This is a genomic window from Hydrocoleum sp. CS-953, from assembly GCF_002260545.1.
In the GTDB taxonomy this organism is placed as follows: domain Bacteria; phylum Cyanobacteriota; class Cyanobacteriia; order Cyanobacteriales; family Microcoleaceae; genus Trichodesmium.
The window spans coordinates 1-1571 of record NZ_LGSU01000046.1; the positions used below are offsets into that span (position 1 = coordinate 1).

Sequence of the window (1571 nt, forward strand, 5' to 3'; positions counted from 1 at the left end):
TTTTAATACTCAAAGGCAAATTTTCTATAAATTAATCCTAATAAAGGAGTAAATTTATTAAGAATAAATTGCAATATCATTAAAATTAACCAGTCAGTATGAGGTAATTACTTATACCTGCTTATCAAAAACAAATAAGGAGAAAATTAAAAATGAAAATCACTAGACGAGTATTTCTGGGGACAGGCACAGCAATGGCAACTGTGGCACTTGCCGAACTCGGAAAAAGCAACCGAGGATTAGCCCAAAGTGGTACAATTAATCTATATTCCTCCCGCCACTACGACACTGACCAAGTTCTTTATGACAGCTTTACCAAAAAAACTGGTATCAAAGTCAACCTAATTGAAGGTAAGGGAGAGGAGTTAATGGAACGGATTAGAAGTGAAGGAGCTAACAGTCCCGCAGATGTCTTCATCACAGTTGATGCAGGTAATTTGTGGCGTGCCCAAGGACAAGGAATATTACAACCAGTTTCTTCCTCTATTCTCGAAAGTAAAATTCCCACTAACCTCCGCAGTCCAGAAAATTTATGGTTTGGTTTCTCCAGACGGGCACGGGTAATCATGTATAACAAAGATAAAGTTAAACCCTCTGAGCTATCAACTTATGAAGATTTAGCTACAGACAAATGGAAAGGTAAAATTGTAATCCGTTCCTCCAGCAATATTTACAACCAATCTTTAGTAGCATCTTTAATTGAAATTCTGGGAATGTCACCCACAGAAAATTGGGCAAAAAGTTTTGTTAGCAACTTTGCCAGACCTCCAGAAGGAAATGACACCGCTCAAATAAAAGCTGTTGCTGCTGGTATTGGTGATGTTGGTATTGCTAATAGCTACTATTTGGCGCGTTTGAAAAGATCTACCAAAGCAGAAGATAAAGCGGTTGCAGAAAAAGTGGGTATGTTTTTCCCGAATCAAAATGGTCGCGGTGCCCACGTTAATATTAGTGGTGGTGGGGTAGTTAAAACCGCTCCCAATAAAGAGGGTGCAATTAAGTTTCTCGAACATTTAACAAGTCCAGAAGCTCAAAAAATATTCTCTGATGGTAATAACGAGTATCCTGTAGTTGCAGGTGTACCTGTTCCTAGCGTTTTGGCAACCTTTGGTGATTTCAAGAGCGATTCTACTAATGTTGCTATTTATGGTAAGTTGAACCCAGAGGCAATTAAATTAATGGATCGTGTAGGTTGGAAGTAAATAGACTGTAGGGGTTTGGTCTCCAAACCTCCACCTAATGTTTCTATTTATGGTAAGTTGAACCCAGAGGCAATTAAATTAATGGAGCGTGTAGGTTGGAAGTAAATAGACTGTAGGGGTTTGGTCTCCAAACCCCCACCCAGAGCCAAAGTTTCTACTTCCGACTAGCGGAAAATATTGTGGATATTTTTCTTGACAGCGCTTTTCACCCTCAAAAACAACAATGTTTAAACCAACCAAAGACATCATCTTCAGTAAGCAAGAGCGATATAGCTGCCGCACTTGCTCCGCCAACGCCTCGCTAATAACTCTATTTAATTCTTCTTGAGTTCGAGCTTTACGAGAGCGGAGAAACTCCTTGAATTTTGA

General features: G+C 39.3%; 2 protein-coding genes. One reads left to right on the forward strand and one right to left on the reverse strand.

The window, feature by feature from the left end; genetic code table 11:
* The first annotated feature begins 152 nt into the window (after positions 1 to 152).
* Positions 153 to 1202 carry a Fe(3+) ABC transporter substrate-binding protein gene (locus tag AFK68_RS00210; protein WP_094670708.1) on the forward strand — a complete coding sequence of 350 codons (1050 nt, stop codon included), beginning with the start codon at positions 153 to 155 and terminating at the stop codon, positions 1200 to 1202.
* A gap of 78 nt (positions 1203 to 1280) precedes the next feature.
* Here the strand turns inward: AFK68_RS00210 and AFK68_RS00215 are convergent.
* Positions 1281 to 1571: DUF1071 domain-containing protein (locus tag AFK68_RS00215; RefSeq protein ID WP_143437361.1), on the reverse strand; the 291-nt coding region annotated here is incomplete at its 5' end.